Source organism: Labilibaculum manganireducens (assembly GCF_002843385.1).
In the GTDB taxonomy this organism is placed as follows: Bacteria; Bacteroidota; Bacteroidia; order Bacteroidales; family Marinifilaceae; genus Labilibaculum; species Labilibaculum manganireducens.
Genome location: NZ_MVDE01000001.1, coordinates 213,305 through 229,721 on the forward strand (window position 1 = coordinate 213,305; position 16,417 = coordinate 229,721).

At 34.2% G+C, this 16,417-nt stretch carries 16 protein-coding genes; 11 read left to right on the top strand and 5 right to left on the bottom strand.

What is annotated here, in order from left to right:
* Positions 1-129 precede the first annotated feature (129 nt).
* From fabG to BZG01_RS00960, 5 genes are all read right to left on the bottom strand, one after another.
* Positions 130-876, bottom strand: a complete 747-nt coding sequence (gene fabG, locus BZG01_RS00940) for a 3-oxoacyl-[acyl-carrier-protein] reductase (RefSeq protein ID WP_101307946.1) — start codon at positions 874-876, stop codon at positions 130-132.
* Positions 877-1,356: 480 nt separating this feature from the next.
* On the bottom strand, positions 1,357-2,241 hold the full coding sequence (locus tag BZG01_RS00945) for a hypothetical protein (RefSeq protein WP_101307947.1): 885 nt from the start codon (positions 2,239-2,241) through the stop codon (positions 1,357-1,359).
* Positions 2,242-3,063: a hypothetical protein gene (locus tag BZG01_RS00950; RefSeq protein WP_101307948.1), complete on the bottom strand. Its 822-nt coding sequence runs from the start codon at positions 3,061-3,063 to the stop codon at positions 2,242-2,244. It lies immediately after the preceding gene.
* 12 nt (positions 3,064-3,075) lie between these two features.
* Positions 3,076-3,510, bottom strand: a complete 435-nt coding sequence (locus tag BZG01_RS00955) for a hypothetical protein (RefSeq protein ID WP_101307949.1) — start codon at positions 3,508-3,510, stop codon at positions 3,076-3,078.
* A gap of 265 nt (positions 3,511-3,775) precedes the next feature.
* Complete coding sequence (locus tag BZG01_RS00960) at positions 3,776-4,540, bottom strand: SIR2 family NAD-dependent protein deacylase (RefSeq protein ID WP_101307950.1); 765 nt, start codon at positions 4,538-4,540, stop codon at positions 3,776-3,778.
* 415 nt (positions 4,541-4,955) lie between these two features.
* On the opposite strand from BZG01_RS00960, the gene pstS reads away from it, so the two are divergent.
* From pstS to BZG01_RS01010, 11 genes are all read left to right on the top strand, one after another.
* Positions 4,956-6,026 (top strand): phosphate ABC transporter substrate-binding protein PstS, encoded by a 1,071-nt coding sequence (gene pstS, locus BZG01_RS00965; protein ID WP_101307951.1) that lies wholly within the window; start codon positions 4,956-4,958, stop codon positions 6,024-6,026.
* 119 nt (positions 6,027-6,145) lie between these two features.
* Positions 6,146-7,000, top strand: coding sequence for a phosphate ABC transporter permease subunit PstC (gene pstC / locus BZG01_RS00970; RefSeq protein ID WP_101307952.1), 855 nt, complete (start codon positions 6,146-6,148; stop codon positions 6,998-7,000).
* A gap of 19 nt (positions 7,001-7,019) precedes the next feature.
* Positions 7,020-7,913, top strand: a complete 894-nt coding sequence (gene pstA, locus BZG01_RS00975; RefSeq protein WP_101307953.1) for a phosphate ABC transporter permease PstA — start codon at positions 7,020-7,022, stop codon at positions 7,911-7,913.
* Positions 7,895-8,752: a phosphate ABC transporter ATP-binding protein PstB gene (gene pstB / locus BZG01_RS00980; RefSeq protein ID WP_245870228.1), complete on the top strand. Its 858-nt coding sequence runs from the start codon at positions 7,895-7,897 to the stop codon at positions 8,750-8,752. The genes pstA and pstB overlap by 19 nt, the downstream gene beginning before the upstream one ends.
* 50 nt (positions 8,753-8,802) lie before the next feature.
* Positions 8,803-9,498 (top strand): phosphate signaling complex protein PhoU, encoded by a 696-nt coding sequence (gene phoU / locus BZG01_RS00985; protein ID WP_101307954.1) that lies wholly within the window; start codon positions 8,803-8,805, stop codon positions 9,496-9,498.
* A gap of 224 nt (positions 9,499-9,722) precedes the next feature.
* Positions 9,723-10,412, top strand: a complete 690-nt coding sequence (phoB, locus tag BZG01_RS00990; protein ID WP_101307955.1) for a two-component system response regulator PhoB — start codon at positions 9,723-9,725, stop codon at positions 10,410-10,412.
* Between the two features lie 20 nt (positions 10,413-10,432).
* A complete protein-coding gene (gene phoR / locus BZG01_RS00995; RefSeq protein WP_160463452.1) occupies positions 10,433-12,226 on the top strand; it encodes a sensor histidine kinase in 1,794 nt (597 codons plus the stop codon).
* Between the two features lie 153 nt (positions 12,227-12,379).
* Positions 12,380-13,366: an L-glyceraldehyde 3-phosphate reductase gene (mgrA, locus tag BZG01_RS01000; RefSeq protein ID WP_101307957.1), complete on the top strand. Its 987-nt coding sequence runs from the start codon at positions 12,380-12,382 to the stop codon at positions 13,364-13,366.
* A gap of 100 nt (positions 13,367-13,466) precedes the next feature.
* On the top strand, positions 13,467-13,823 hold the full coding sequence (locus BZG01_RS01005; protein ID WP_101307958.1) for a hypothetical protein: 357 nt from the start codon (positions 13,467-13,469) through the stop codon (positions 13,821-13,823).
* Positions 13,824-13,994: 171 nt separating this feature from the next.
* Entirely contained in the window at positions 13,995-14,132 is a 138-nt protein-coding gene (locus BZG01_RS21475) for a hypothetical protein (protein ID WP_180327158.1), read from the top strand.
* 202 nt (positions 14,133-14,334) lie between these two features.
* A complete protein-coding gene (locus BZG01_RS01010; RefSeq protein WP_101307959.1) occupies positions 14,335-16,404 on the top strand; it encodes a tetratricopeptide repeat-containing sensor histidine kinase in 2,070 nt (689 codons plus the stop codon).
* Positions 16,405-16,417 lie beyond the last annotated feature (13 nt).

Here is a 16,417-nt window from a genome sequence, read left to right on the forward strand (position 1 = left end):
TTTCTTATACCGATTGGATAAATTAGTGGGCTACATTTCGCCATGCTCAATATAGCTTCCTATTTATTCCATCGGCATTAGACCGAGTTTTTTTCGCTCGCCACGGCTCACTAATTATTCAAAATGGTATTACATGTTCATTCCACCACAAACGTGAATGGTTTGTCCGGTTACGTATGAAGAAAGATCGGAACCTAAATAAACACATGTTTTTGCAATTTCTTCAGGAGTACCTCCTCTTTTCAAAGGAATTTTACCAGCCCATTCTTTCACAACATCTTCAGGAAGTTTTCCTGTCATTTCTGTAATGATAAAACCCGGAGCAATTGCATTGGAACGAATTCCACGGGAACCCAATTCTTTAGCTACTGATTTTGTAAAGCCAATAATTCCTGCTTTAGAAGCAGAATAATTTGCCTGACCCGCATTTCCGCTAACACCTACAACAGAACTCATGTTGATGATAGAACCGCTGCGTTGCTTCAACATGGTTTTTTGAGCTGCTTTGGTAAAGTTGAATACCGATTTCAAGTTCACGTTAATCACCATATCCCACTGCTCTTCGGTCATACGCATTAACAAAGTATCTTTTGTGATACCAGCGTTGTTAACCAAGATATCAATTGCACCAAATTCTGCTACAATTTCATTAACTACTCTGTCGGTATCAGCAAAATTACTTGCATCCGATGCATATCCTTTGGCTTTTACGCCGTAAGAAGCAATTTCTTTTTCAGTTTCGATTGCCTGCTCATTGTAGAACAAATCAGTAAAAGCAACATTAGCACCTTGCTTTGCAAATTCGATTGCAACTGCTTTACCAATACCACGGGATGCACCGGTAATAATCGCTGTTTTTCCTTCTAATAACTTCATGAAATTCTATTTTGATTTTTTACTTTCAATACAACAACCGGATTATCCGGTTTTTAAAACTAAGATTTCCAACAACTTAAACTGTGATTAATCACACTTGTATTCAAAAATCGAAAACAAATATAAAATATTTTCCCCTATTTTACTTTATGAATTTGGATTTTGAAACTGGCGCAGGTGCTTTTCAACCAATTTTTAATCTTAATTCATCACTTACAAAACTCAACTAATCAAATGGGTAACTTATTAATTCCGCTGAATCAAGTCTTCTAATTCCAGCTTTATCTCACTGGCTATTCTTAGCAGAAAAATTTCTGTAATGCTTAAAGCAGTAATCCTCGAGATGATAGATCTCTGAAAAATATTTTGCGTGTGCGTTATTTGAGTGCAGTAGACATTATTATTAATTTATTCACAGTCAAAACTACATCACCTATTAGATATAGAAATAACTAAATCAACAGTTTACAATCTACAACTCTAAAATATTTTATATATCATTAAGGCAAGGAATCCAAGAGCAAGAATAATATACATCATTCCAGTATATCTATGATTACAAAGAATCTTACCAAACAAAGGTGGTGATTCTATATATTGCTTATGAATCCATCCAAATTTTTTATCATCACCAACCGAATACTCAATAAGATTAAAATTATTTTCACCATTCTTAACAATGTCTATTTTCTCACCAAAACTAAGAAAGGTGACTGTATTTGTATTGTCATCAGTAGATATAGGGTTCTGGCGAACCCTAACATCTTTAGCATTAACAAAATAATCTCCATTTGGAGTAAGTGGAATTAGAGATACTGCAATTGTAAATAATAAAGCAATCTGTGTAATTTTAAGATTTTTAGATTCGACCGATACAAAATTATTTTTAGCACTTGATTTTAAAGATGGTAGAACTATATATTTACAACTTAATAATTGAATAATCTTTTCACACTCGAAAGGAATATTTTTTGTGAGAACATTTAATCCTTCACAACCTATCTGGTAAGATTCCTGAATGTGCCCATTTGGGATGAACTTGATATAGTTGTTTTCTTGTAAACCAATAATAAGCTGCATCAATTCCAACAAACGGTCATTAGTCCTTTTTACATTTTTTGTATGAATTTTAGTATTAATGGAATCTCCTAATAATTTACGAACGGGCTTCTCCCATTTAGTTTCAGGAACCTTAAAAACTACATTGCCTTTGTATAATTCTATTCTTTGATTTGGGAAAAACTTCTTGATTAAATCTCTAAAAACATCATAAAAAATACTATCAGCCTGTCCATTATTATATTTGAGAATAAAGTTCAAGACTTCCTTTTCAAACCCACTAATATTGCTAATAACTTGTTCCATTTATCCTATGTAAGATTTTAGTTGTTTGTAAGGATCAGATTTATAATTATCTCGGTTATTAAAAATCATATAATCTATTCCAAAATCTTTCAATTTAGAGGCTACTTTATCAACATATACCTGACTTAAATTATTGCTAGATGTAACTTCAAGAAGAATCATCCCTGTTTTCATATCTCCAGCCCTTTTAAGTGTTTCAAAATCCATTATTGCCTCACCAATCCTTGCTTTACTGTTAGCTGTCGAAATGTATGCTAAATCTTTAGTTTTATAATAATTAGACGAAGAAATAAAATCTTCCCTTTCAACCTTTTCTATCTTCTTTGTAGTATTCCCGTAGTATGTATCAATAAACTTTGCAACAGCCCTAGCAAATGCGTTTCTCTTATCTCCCTCTCGTTGATGAGATGTTATAAAATGATATATGTGATTGTAGTACACCTTCACAAAATGGGCATATTGAAAAATTATATCTGTTAATTGTTCATGACTTTGATAAGCAAAATTCTTTTCTAAAAATTCACTTACCATTATATAATTTTCTCGTAAAAACTTATCCTTAATTGCCTTAAATCTATCTTCTTTTAATAGGTAAGAATTTAAAAGATCATTACGTTCCAAGCTAACTTCTAGGGATAAATATAGATTATTAGACAAACAATATCTACGCTTTTCTACATGCTCTAAAAATACTGTAACTGTATCTCCAGTATCCAAAAACATAGGTAGATCAATAATATACTTTTTCCCTGTAATCTCCTCCACCAAAACGCGATCACCGTAAATCTTTAATATTTGACTCTCTATATCTTTTGCTTTCATAAAGGACTTTTATTAGATCTTTAAACTATGATGCAAAATAATTTTCTGATAATCACAATAACTTAGAAAATCACTAAGATTAATCCTAAAATCAGATGTTAATTTATTTAGTTTCTTATTAATAATTTCCATTTCCTTATCCCCAAAAACGCCCTCTTCTTCTTTCACTTTATTCTGTAGAAATATAACATACTTCCAATATTTCTTACGATTAAGAATTGAACCATTATGATGTAATATCTTAATTGTATATGTATTGTTGGTCTCTTTACATTTATGCTCTATTACTATGGTATGCTTAGATTGTATACCAAAAGGATCATACCCTCTAACAATCAATTTATCGGTATTATTAAGAAATGCATCAAACATTCTCTTTACAGTAGGAAGTTCAACATTCATTTCTCCATCCGTTTTATCCAATTCCTTAAATTCGGCAAACCTCATTAGTGCTATTTAATTTCATTCAAATATAAACATATAATCTTTTAATCATATAATAGTCCCTCTTTAAATAAAATTAAAGAAAAAAACTCCTTCATGAAATATTATATGTCATCCTCTTTTCTTCTATGCCAGCTTGCCAAATGTAATAGGATCAAAGTAAAAACTGCTTACTTATATATGATATCAACATAACATTCCATTGTGATGAAAAAAAAAACCGCTAAAAAATCGCCTCATACCTCATTTCTCAATTATATGAATTAATCTATTTTTTTGGGAAAATCACCTTCTCCAACTCCCCTAGTATCTCACTAGCTTTTCCTTGAAGAAAAATATCCGTAATACGATGGGTATAATTGGATGGTTCGGTATTTATTTCGATAATTACAGCTCCTGCCCGCTTTGCTTCATTGGGAATCATGGCAGCCGGCATTACCTCACCTGTGGTTCCAATAATCAATACCAGATCGGTCATTCTTGCTGCTAAAAGCGATTTACGATAAGCATTTTCAGGTATGCCTTCCCCGAAAAACACAAAATCGGGTTTTAAAACTTCACCATCATGAATACACCGGGGAGGCAATTTATTCAAATCGACTTCATTGGGTAAGTACAATCGATCACAGACAGGACAAATCATTTTTTGCGAATTCCCATGAAATTCAAGCACATTTTTAGATCCTGCCATCTGATGTAAATTATCGATATTCTGAGTTACAAGAGCCTTTAGCAGTCCCTTTGTCTCAAAATCGGCTAATACTCTGTGAGCCTGATTGAATTCTGCCTTTCCAAAAAAATCATAAAAAATTGCTTTAATGGCTGTCCACGATTCTTTGGGGTGGGAATGAAAGAAATCCAAATCCAGACATTGCGGATCGTATCGGCTCCATAAGCCTTCCGGTCCGCGAAAAGGTGGAATTCCACTCTCTACAGAAATACCGGCTCCGGTAAATGCAATCATCGATCCCGAATTCCGGATTAATTCAGCAGCCTGCCGCACATCAACTTTACTATTTAATTTATTTTTCATTTAAAATGTGAATTTAAAATTGATATAATTTTGCATACTAATCTGTATTGCAACAATTAACCCCTAATATCCCCTAAAGGAGACTTTACCACAATGCATAAAGTTCAGTATTCGTTACTTCATTTCCACCCTCACAAAAAAACTTCTCGTGTAATTATTTAATCCCCTTTAGGAGTTTGGGGTAATCAAACAATACTCTTTTCTGAAACAAAAAAACACCCTGCAAATACCTGTAAACATGCAAATTAAAAGAAGTAACATTTATTTAACATTCTTGTAACATTCCTGTAATGTTAGCTTCATAACATTGTAGTACCAAAAGATGAGGAGTTTGCTTCTCTTCTGTTGTTAAGAGTGAAATATAAATAATTTAATAAATACAAGAACAATAGTTCTAAACTAAAATCTTAAAAAGATGAAAAAATTTCAACTGCTTCTAACCGCTGTTATTGCTGTTGCCCTTATGGCTAGTTGTGGAGGCTCAGGAAAAGAAAAAGCAAAAACTGCTGAGAAAGCGGAAACCATTACCGGTGCCGGTGCAACTTTTCCACAACCATTTTACAACAAAATTTTCAAAAACTACTCATCAGAAAAAGGTTTGCTGGTTACTTATGGAGGAATCGGATCAGGCGGAGGAATTCGCAGTCTGAAAGATGAAATTGTTGATTTTGGTGCAAGTGATGCATTTCTAAACGATGCTAAATTAGCTGAAATGCCGGGTGAAGTTCTTCATATTCCAACCTGTTTAGGTGCTGTTGTTGCAGCATACAACCTTCCTGAAAAACCAGAACTGAAATTCACTCCTGAACTAATGGAAGGTATTTTCATGGGTAAAATTACAAACTGGAAGGATGCTAAAATTGCAGCTGTAAATCCTGGTATTAACTTACCCGATTTAGCCATTACTGTAGTTTATCGTTCTGATGGAAGTGGAACAACTTTCATTTTCAGCGATTACATGAGCAAAGTTAGTGCTGATTGGAAAGAAAAAATTGGTACAGGAAAAGCATTGCAATGGCCTGTTGGAATAGGTGCAAAAGGAAATCCAGGAGTTGCCGGAACTATCAGCCAAACTGTTGGTGCAATTGGTTATATCGGATCGGAATATGCATTTGCTCAAGACATTCCTGTAGCAAGCATTCAAAATTTAGCAGGTAACTTTATTAAGCCTTCTGTTGAATCGGTAAGTGCTTCGGCAAAAGGTGAAATGCCGGCCGATACACGTGTTAGTTTAACAAACACCGATGCTGTTGATGGATATCCTATCTCAAGTTTTACCTGGTTGATCATCTACAAAGAGCAGAATTACAAGAACAGAAGTCTTGATCAGGCTGTTCAAACCATAAAATTGATTGATTGGGCAATTAGTGCTGATGCGCAAAAAGAAACTACAAAAGTTCATTATGCACCACTTCCTGAAACTGCGGTTGCGAAAGCAAAAGCTGTTTTGAGTACTGTTACCTACAATGGCAAGTCTTTAAAATAACAAACTGATTAATTTCAATATTGAACTTGCTTCCAGTTTATTTGTATTCATACAATAAAAAAGTTCTCCAAACTTAACCGGAAGCAAGTTCTTCATTTAACAGGAACCGTTCAAAGCTTATGAACAGCGAAAAAATATTTCGATATCTTTTAATTGGTAGTGGTGTTTTGATAGTACTGATTGCTATAGGAATTGTAACTACCTTATTTATTGGATCAATCCCCTCATTTAAAGAATTTGGTTTTGGTTTTATTTATTCAACAGACTGGAATCCAACCCAAGGAAGAGAATCCTATGGTGCTCTCCCCTTTATTATTGGAACGCTGGTCACTTCAATTCTGGCATTATTAATAACATTTCCATTCGCCTTTTCCATTTCACTGTTTTTAGGCGAATATTTCAAGAATGGTAAATTACCATCTTTTTTACGATCTGTGATCGATCTGTTGGCAGGTATCCCATCCGTTGTATACGGTTTATGGGGATTTTATGCTTTACGACCCATAATTACCGACTTGGGACTAAACGCTCAGGGATTTGGTATTTTCACATCATCCATAGTTCTTGCAATCATGATCATACCTTACGCATCCTCTCTCGGATCGGAAGTGATCTCAATGGTTCCCGGCAGTTTAAAAGAAGCAGCATATTCTCTTGGTGCTACCCGGTTTGAAGTTGTAAAAACGGTTATCATTCCCAATGCAGGATCAGGAATATTTGCAGGATATATTCTTGCATTAGGAAGAGCAATTGGAGAAACAATGGCAGTAACCATGCTGATTGGTAACTCCAACAAAATTCCAACTGGAATTTTCGATTTAGGAAACACTATGGCAAGTTTAATCGCCAATCAATTTGGCGAAGCCGATGGTTTAAAATACACCTCATTGGTAGAAATAGGATTGCTCTTATTTGTAATCACAGGTATTGTAAACTACATCGGCAAATTAATCATGAAAAAATTATCGGCTTAGCCGGAATAAGATATATAGAATGAATACATCTGCTCAAATATCGAATGCTAAGCTAAACAGGCGGTTGCTTAAGGATAAGCTATTTACCTACGCAATTATACTTTTGGCATTCCTCTCAAGTGTCCCTCTTTTTCTTATACTTTTCGAGTTGATAAAAAAGGGATACAGGCAAATTAACATCAGCTTCTTTTATAAAGTTGCACCAGATACCATGGAGGCAATGGTTGCTGTTAAAAACAATGAAATTATTCCCGGCGGTATAGCCAACGGAATAGTCGGCACATTAATTATAGTTGGAATGGCTTCATTGATTGCTATTCCTGTAGGAATTATTTGCGGCATGTATCTGGCCGAAAATTCGAAAGGCAAATTTGCCGGAGTGGTTCGTTTTATAGTAGATATGTTACAAGGAGTTCCATCTATTGTGCTTGGAGTAATTGGGTACATCTGGATTGTAAAACCAATTACCGGCGGTTTTTCAGGCCTGGCTGGTAGTGTTGCCCTTTCTATCATGATGTTGCCCTCCATTGTACGCTCAACAGAGGAAACTTTAAAAATGATACCCGAAACCTTAAAGGAAGCCGCTCTTTCTTTAGGCGTTCCCTATCACAAAACCATGCTAAGAGTCGTGCTTCCATCAGGTATCAGCGGAATTCTTACGGGCGTAATTCTTGGTATATCAAGAATTGCGGGAGAAACGGCTCCATTAATGCTGACAGCTCTGGGAAGTGCTGCAATCAGCACAGATATTACAGAACCATCAAGTGCTATTCCCCTATTGGTTTGGGAGTTTTACAACGATCCAAACCTTGTAGATATGATTTGGAGCGCCTCTTTGTTCCTGTTAATTTTGATTTTATGTTTAAATCTTACCGCTAAAGCAATCGCAAAAAGATGGAAAGTACAGTATTAGAAAAAAAAGAAGTAGAAGCTGAAGTAAAAGCACAACCTTATAAAGTCAACAACATGATGCAAAACCCAATTGAAAAAATAGAATCTCCTATTTTAAACATCGATAAACTTTCCGTTTCCTACGGTGGAGACAAGTATTCGATTAATGAAGTTTCTGCGGGAATTGCAAAAAATAAAATTACAGCAATTATGGGACCTTCGGGTTGTGGTAAAAGCACATTGCTTAGAGCCATTAACCGAATGCACGAATTGTATCCTGATACGCACAACAAAGGTTCTGTTTATCTTGGCAAAGAAGATATTTATAAGATGAATCCTATTTTACTGAGAAGAAAGATTGGAATGGTTTTTCAACGTCCAAACCCTTTCCCGACTATGAGTATTTACGACAATGTAATTGCAGGTTATCTTTTAAACGGAATTAAACTGAAGCGCTCAGAAAAAGACGCAATTGTTGAAAAATCTTTACGTGAAGTAGGTTTGTGGAGCGAGGTAAAAGATTCTCTTCACAACAAGGGAACTTTTTTATCGGGAGGACAGCAGCAACGCCTTTGTATAGCGCGGGCACTTGCCTACACTCCTGAAATTATCCTATTGGATGAACCCACATCTGCATTGGATCCGATTGCAACAGCAAAAATTGAAGATTTGCTGGTAAAACTGAAGAAGGATTTTACCATTGTATTGGTTACGCACAACATGTCGCAGGCTGCAAGAATATCCGACTATTCCATGTTTATGTATTTGGGAGAATTGGTTGAGTATGGTAAAACCAAACAAATGTTTACCATGCCTAAAGACAAGCGAACCGAAGAATACCTAACCGGAAAATTTGGTTGATTTTTCAGCAAAACAGGAATTCTTATACTAACAACACAAATTCGCATACTATGTCAATTAAAAAAGATAAAAAATTCGATAAGCTTGATAATGATTTCGCTAAAATGCAAACACTGCTTTTTCAACAGTTTGATATTTTAGAAGAGGTGGTCAATCATGGCTTGGATCAAATAGAAAAAGGACTGATAGACACGTTTAAAAAAAACGAAAATAAAATTGATCAGTTCGAAATAAAAATGAGTGACAACATTATTGAAACAATTGGTTTGCAGCATCCTATGGCAAGCGATTTGCGCCTTTTAATCTCTTACTTTAGAATGATTGGCCATATTGAAAGAATTGGTGATCAGCTGAATAACATCATGCGCTTTTTTCATAAAATGGAGCCGCCAACAATTCATGAGAATCATAAAGATTCGGTTTTAAACATGCTGTCGATAAGCGCCGAAATGGTTAAAAAAGCATTAATATCCTTTGAGGACGGGGATCGCGAATATGCTATCTGGACCATTAAAAATGATGAGATCGTTGACGAAATGCAATCGAAAATTTTGAAGCGAATGATTCGAAAAAATTCACCCAAAAGCAGTGATCCCACCGAAATATTCAATCTGCTAAATTTCAACAGCATATTAGGTAATATCGAACGAATAGCAGACAATGCAACAAATATTGCTGAAGCAGCAATTTATTACCAGCAAGGCATTGATTTGCGCCATATGGAATTGCCTGAAGAGGATCAATAAAAAACGATAAAAGTTGGCGAACTACTATTACCAAATTAACATCAAAACATGCCTTATAAAATGTTTCTTTTCAGCTATATCTTCGTTAAAAAAGATGCATCGTAACATGGCTATGCTTTACTTTTTTGCCTCGATACAGCTAAAAATTAATTCATTTTTATTAAAGTCTGTTTTGAAATTAAATTGGTATAAAACTTGAAACTCAACTTTTTTAATTAAAAACCATGAAGGATTTAAAAATATTAGTAGTTGATGACGAAGAGGATTTATGCGAAATCCTCCAGTTCAACCTTAAACAGGAAGGATTTGATGTAGATGTTGCCTATTCTGCAGAACAAGCCTTGAAATTGGAGCTTCAAACGTACGATTTCTTCCTTTTAGACATTATGATGGGTGAAATTTCAGGGCTCGATTTGGCAAAAATAATTCGAAGAAATCCTGATCTGGCAGAAAAACCAATACTTTTTATTACAGCGAAAACAAGCGAGGCAGATAAACTTATTGGTTTTAATGCAGGAGCAGATGATTATGTATCCAAACCTTTCTCGGTAAAAGAAATTATTGCAAGAATTAATGTAATTTGCAAACGCGTTTTTTCTGATTCAAAAGAAGATGCTGTTTTCGAATTCGAAGATTTGAAAATGATATCGGAATCGAAAAAAGTGTGTATCGATGGAAAAGACATCGGTTTAACAAAAACCGAGTACGAAATACTTCGATTGCTCATCAGTCATACGGGAAGAATATATTCCAGAGACGAAATAATGAGTATTATCTGGGCGAATGACAGCTCGATTGGCGACAGAACAGTGGATGTTAATGTAAGACGAATAAGAAAAAAAATTGGTGAATATCATAAATTCATTAAAACAAAATCTGGCTATGGTTACTATTTTGAACCTAGAACAAATTGATGACCCTAATCTATAATTTCATGCAAAAACTCATTCAAAAATCCGGTTCAAAATACAAAAAGAGATTGTTCTTCTTCTTCTTTCTTATTGTTTTGATATTCTCTGTGTTAATTGGAGGATTTCAATACAGTCAGGAACGTTTGTATCGAAGAGAGAAACTGGAATATGCTCTTAATATTTATACACAACAGGTACATGAGCTAATTCAAAAAAAAGGGCTGAATAAAACTCTTAATTTTTCGGAAGTTGACACATTGCGTGCCTTAATGCCTGATAAAGACATAAGAATATCGGTTATCACCGCAAAAGGTAAGGTCGTTTACGACTCGTATGTGGAAAACATTGAAAGACTGGATAACCACATCAACCGCCCTGAAGTACAGAAATCATTGCATTCCCAAAAAGGAAGTAACATCCGCTTATCTGGTTCTACCGGACAATCCTATTACTACTATTCCAAAAACTATTACGAATACTTTGTTCGTACTGCTCTTCCAATCAACGAAAGTGTACTCAGCTTTTTAAAGGCCAACACTCTATTTTTCTATTTTCTGTTTGGTTTGTTTGGTGTTACTGTAATTTTTCTGATTTACGCTACAGAGCATTTTGGAAATTCGATTTCAAAACTTCGAAAATTTGCCATTAATGCCGCCCATAACAGAGAAATTGATCCAAATGAGGATTTTGGAAAAACAGAATTGGGTGAAATTAGTCACCAAATTGTAAAAATCTACCGCAAACTAACAAAAACAACCGAGGCTCTTAGTCTGGAGAAAGAAAAGTTGATTATGCACCTTCAGATTGCACAGGAAGGCGTTGCCATATTTGATAAAAAAAAGAACCTGATTCTCTGGAACAGTCATTTTATCGATTACATCAATTATTTGGCTCACATTTCAAGTCATAACTATCAGGAACTGTTCGAGCTTCCGGAATTAAAAGAAATCACTGATTTTATCGATACAAACATCAAAAAACTGGGAACAAACTACATTCCGAACGTTGATATAATCAGTACGAAAAAAACCATTACAATCGGACATAAAGTGTTTCTTTTCCAAGTAGTTGTTTTTACCGACGGTAATTTCGAAATCTCGGTAAACGACATCACCAAAATGGAAAACGAGAAAACCATTAAACAGGAAATGACTTTGAACATAGCGCACGAGCTAAAAACTCCTGTAACTGCCGTTTCCGGATTTTTGGAAACCATTAAGGATAATCCAACTATGGATGAAGACAAAAAAGTACAATTTATTGAACGTTCCTGTCTGCAGATTAATCGTTTATCGAATTTAATTCAGGATATTTCTTTTCTCACAAAAATTGAAGAAGCCAATGAATTGTTTGCCATTGAAGAGGTGAACGTAAAAGAAATGGTTCAGGAGATGCTCACCGATTTTGAATTAAAACTGGCAGAAACAAAAATGGAAATTGAACTGAACTTCCCTTCGGATCTTAAAGTAAAAGGGAATTCGGAATTGTTGGATTCTATTTTCAGAAATTTAATAGACAACTCGATAAAATACGCCGGAGAAGGATGTAAAATTAAACTCACACATTATTTCGAAGATACAAATTACCATTACTTCTCGGTTACCGATAATGGAATTGGAATAAAAGAAGAGCATCTGCCACGTATTTTTGAACGGTTTTACCGCGGAGATCATGGCCGGTCAAGAAAAATGGGTGGTACGGGTTTAGGTTTATCGATCGTGAAAAATGCGGTTGCCTATCACAAAGGGAGAATATTTGTTAAAAAACGAAAAGAAAAGGGGATTGAGTTCTTTTTCTCCTTGAAAAAGACTTTATAAAATACCTATACTATATTTTAAACCACAGAAATTTCTGTGGTTTTTTTTGTTTTTGCTTGTTCTCATTGAAATATTCGATTCTGATTCGCTCACATTCGAACATGTTTAAACATTTCTTACTATCTTCACTTTTCGTATAAAATTTAAATAACTATGTACAAAGCATCTGAAAACAGATATGATGATATGCCCTACCGAAGATGTGGGCAAAGTGGTTTATTACTGCCTGCAATTTCTTTGGGATTGTGGCATAATTTCGGACATGTAGATGTCTGTAACGAGTTCAGAAAGATTATTTTTCATGCCTTTGACCGGGGAATTACCCATTTTGATTTGGCCAACAATTATGGACCACCTCCAGGTTCTGCCGAAGAAAATTTTGGAAAAATTCTGAAAGAAGATTTAAAGCTATATCGTGACGAAATGATTATTTCGACTAAAGCAGGATATAAAATGTGGTCCGGGCCATATGGTGATTGGGGATCACGAAAATATTTGGTTTCAAGTCTCGATCAAAGCTTGAAAAGAATGGGACTCGATTATGTCGATATCTTCTATTCTCATCGTCCCGATCCCAATACACCCATAGAGGAAACCATGATGGCACTGGATCATGTTGTCCGTCAGGGTAAGGCATTGTATGCCGGCATTTCAAATTACAGTGCCGATAAAACACGCGAAGCCTCAAGAATATTACGGGAACTGGGAACTCCCTGCCTTATTCACCAGCCAAAATATTCGATGTTCGAGCGTTGGGTTGAAAATGGCTTGTTAGATGTTTTGGAAGAAGATGGAATTGGTGGCATCGCCTTCTCTCCATTGGCACAAGGAATGTTGACCAATAAATATTTGAAAGGAATTCCTGAAGGCTCGAGAGCCGCTAAATCGCATGGTTTTTTGCAAAAAGAGCAGATTACTGAAAAAGTAATAGATAAAGTAAAGGCTCTGAATGCAATTGCCGAAAAACGAGGACAAAGTTTAGCTCAAATGGCAATTGCCTGGCTGCTAAAAGATAAACGAATTACTTCGGTTTTGGTTGGCGCAAGTTCGGTGAATCAACTCGACCAAAACATAAATTCTGTTGCAAATTTACATTTTGAAGCAAGGGAATTGGAAGCTATTCAGAAAATATTGAATTAAATTTAATTGAATACTAACATTTTTTCTTAATGCTCGTAAATGCTTACTTTAAACTAATATTAGACTTTGTTAATTAATAATCACAAACAAACATTTACTTATGAAACTATTTAAACCCTTCGTAAACCTTACAAAATCAGCATCAACCGGAGTTTATACTATTAATTCCGTAGTTTCTTTACCAAAAGACTATGCACTTAGTTCTATAGAACAAGGACTTATAGAGATAGACGGAAAAAAAGTATGGTCAGTAACAGCTACAGTAACCACAAACGGTTCGTTAGAAACCGATATTGTTGAATTCGCAGTTCCGCTAAAACAAGGACCTTCAGATGAAATCAAGAAAGTGAATATGATGGTTAAGCAAGCTTTATCCGGGGATTCTTCAGTAGGAAATCCTGTTGCAGACAACGGTACAGATGTGAATTATGATGATGCTCAAATTGATGTTTTATAGTAATTGATTTATTCTTTGACTCAAATTGATTACGGACATTGGCAAAACCAATGTCCATTTTATTTACAATTACTTGTTTTCTTATTTAGATACAAAATAAGGCATTCCGATTTTGTAAAGAACTACTTATATATATATATTTAGCAATTGTTAAATTAAAATTGAAACATTATGAATTTATTTGAAGAAAAATTATTAGAAGAAGAAAAATTAGCAGTTGAAGAGTTGAACAATGTTTATGGTGCTGGTCCTGTTGAAGAAAACAGAACCGATGTTGATTATGATGATGCAGAAGTAGATAATCCTTAGGAATAAATTAATCACATGAATCAAATTTACACTGGACACTAATTGATAATTAGTGTCCATTTTTTCAATAAGGCAATGCCCTTGAAGACAACAGAACTGATGCTAACGCTCTTAATTTTAAAAAATGGCTTTCCTAAATTCGAACTAATATCTCATTCTTTTTTTATAACTTAGATTCTGCAATAAAAGCCCAGTTATTCCTATGCGAAAACTAATTCTAATTTTATTTTGTATTCCTTCTTTCCTTTTGTCATTTGGGCAAAAAGTAGATTTTGTAGAACAAACATTGGATTCCATTCAAAATATCAATTCCAAAATTGAGTTTTTAAATGATTGGACAGGAAAAAACTACAGGAATTTCCCCGAGGCTGTTCTTTATTATTCTAATAATAATCTTGAATTAGCAAAATCTGTGAATAATTATTCAGGAGCTGGTGATGCATTAATTAGAATTGGTCTTATAAACAAAAAAGATGATAACTATTCAGAAACTCTTAAATTTTATAATCAAGCATTGCAAAATTATGAACTAGGAATTGATTCTATTAGGATAAATAAAGCTTTACTTAATAGGGCTAATATTTATAACAATATTGGAAAATATGATTTAGCTTTAAAAGATTATTTTAAAAGCCTTACTTATTTCAAAAAAAGTAATAATTTAAAAATACTCACAAGTATTTACAATAATTTAGGTCTTGTCTATAAGAATATTAAAGATTATAAAAATGCCCTTAAATACTATAATGAATCTGCTAAAATCAGTTTTGAAAACAACATAACTTCTACTCTTTATTTTTCAAACACTAATATTGCCAATATATTATCTATCCAGAATAAATTTCAAGAAGCTCTCTCCTACTACAATAAAAATCTTGAAATTTTAAAAGAGAAACCCAACAAGTACCAACTTGCCCAAACCTATCACAACATCGGATCTTGTTTTATGGAAATGGAGCAAGATTCAATGGCCTTGGAATATTTAAATCAAAGCTTGCTGTTAAAGAAAGAAATAGGAAATAAAAATCTAATAATATCTACCATTAATAGTCTAGCTCACGTTTATTATCAGCAAGAGTTATATACCAAGGCTTTAATATACCGTAAAAAAGCACTTACACTTGCGGTTGAGACAAAAAACATTGAATATCAGAAAGATTGCAACCGGGAGCTTTTCGCAATTTTCGCACAATTACACCAAGCAGATAGTGCAATACACTATATATTAAATTATGAATTGCTAAAAGACAGTATTTTCAACCTTAAAAATCTGAAACAGATTGCAGAGATTCAGGAAAAATATGAATCGGAGAAAAAAGAAACGCAAATTACTTTATTGGAAAAAGTAAACAAAAGTAGAATGTGGCAACGAAACAGTTTAATAGTATTGTTGATTTTACTGATTGGCTACGCTATTTTTATTGTCCGCTCGTATTATATAAATAAAAAAACGCATCGATTACTTCAATTGCAAAATGAGAGGATTCAATGGCATAAAACTCTTTTAGACCAAAAAAACGTGGCTTTATCAGATTCCAACAAAACCAAAAACAGGTTGTTTCAGATCATTTCGCACGATCTGCGCTCTCCTTTAGCATCTGTATATAATATTGCTCAGTTGATCAAAATTTTTATTCAGCAAAGAAAATATCAATTACTCGAGGAAAGCTGCCACGACATGGAAGAATCCATAAGTAATGTATTGAGTCTAACCGACAATCTTCTATCCTGGTCTTTAAATCAATCAGGTAAACTGCCCTACAAACCAGCTATTCTATCTCTTAAACCACTTTTAGAAAATAATCTTCGAACCTATTCGAGTGTAGCAAAACAAAAAAACATCCATCTACAATTACTACTTGAAGAAACTGTTATGGTTTTTGCCGATCGCCAAATGCTGGATACAGTAATTCGTAACCTAATTAACAACTCACTAAAATTCACGAAGTCAGGAGGAGTTATTGCGATCGGCCTAAATCAAAGTGATAACTTCGTTGAATTGTGGATAAAAGATAGCGGAATAGGAATTTCTGAAGATCAAATTGCGCATCTTTTTGAAATAGACCATTCTCAATCTTATAACGGAACCAATGGCGAAAAAGGAAATGGATTAGGTTTACTCCTTTGTAAGCAATTTATTGAACAAAACAAAGGAGAAATACGGGTTGAGAGCACTTTAAATTTGGGAACAACCTTCCGGATTACAATTCCTGCTGCCGAAAATACAAATGAAATTTCAACCATTCTTTCTTCAAACGCAAATGCAAATTAATCCTGTTTTTTTG